The 1034-nt window shown below is 68.4% G+C and carries 1 protein-coding gene; it reads left to right on the top strand.

From position 1 onward, the window contains the following. Window positions 1-1034: toprim domain-containing protein (locus A5780_RS38670; RefSeq protein WP_156769783.1), on the top strand; the 1034-nt coding region annotated here is incomplete at both ends.

Raw genomic sequence — 1034 nt, forward strand, 5'->3', positions numbered from 1 at the left:
GAGCAGATTCCGTTCCAGCTGCCCCGGGTCCTGGCCGCGATCGAGGCCGGGGAGCCGATCTACATCTGCGAGGGCGAGAAAGACGTCCTGACCGCCGAGGCCGCCGGTCTGACCGCGACCACCAACGCCGGCGGTGCCTTGTCGTGGTCCGACGAGCACGCGAAATGGCTCGATGGCGCCGCCGAGGTCGTCATCGTCGCCGACCACGACGCACCCGGCTACCGCCGCGCCGAGAAGGTGATGGCCTCCCTGACTGGGCGGGTGGGGTCGGTGCGGGTCATGCGTGCGGCCACAGGCAAGGACCTCACCGACCACATCGAGGCCGGTCACCACGTCGGCGAACTCGCCCCAGTCCCGTATCTGGACCCTCACACCGCCACGAGCGCCGCCCGGTCGGAGGCCGGGGCCGTCCCTTTCGTCGGTGAGGCATCGACCGATCTCTCGGCCGATGCCTCACCCCTCTCACCTGATCACAACGACTCTGTCGGAGGTTCTTTCATGTCCGGAAATTCCACGGTCAACCTGTCCGGCCTGCACGGCCAGGAGGCCGGCCACCACCACGACGACACCATTGATCACATCGGCTCCAAATTCGCGATGTTGATCCGCGGCTTGATGCAGGACGTGTTGACCCGCGCCAATGAGAGTGCCCGGCGTCGCCGTGAGGCGTTGAAGGAGCAGGAGCAGCGCGACGCGAAGAAGGCTCGTGAGCAGGCCGCGGCGCTCGCCGCGCAACGCAAGGCCGCCGAGACCGCGCTGGAGAAGATACGCAAGACGGGCTGGGATCGCCTGTCGCGCAGTGAGGTCGCGGTCGCGCTGCACGAGGCTGTGACCTGGTCCGAGGAGTCCGACACCGCGCGGCGCGCGGCGGTCGAGCTGGCCAGCCACATCAAGCAGCGGTGGGGTGTGGAGGTCGACCTGTCCAGCGGGAAGGTCACCGTCGACGAGGACATGACCCCGAAGCTGGCGGCGAAGATGGCCGCCGCCGAACAGGAACGCGCCGCCAAGTCTCGTCTGGCCACCGCCCAAGCCAT

The sequence above is a fragment of the Nocardia sp. 852002-20019_SCH5090214 genome, from assembly GCF_001665865.1.
Lineage (GTDB): Bacteria > Actinomycetota > Actinomycetes > Mycobacteriales > Mycobacteriaceae > Nocardia > Nocardia nova.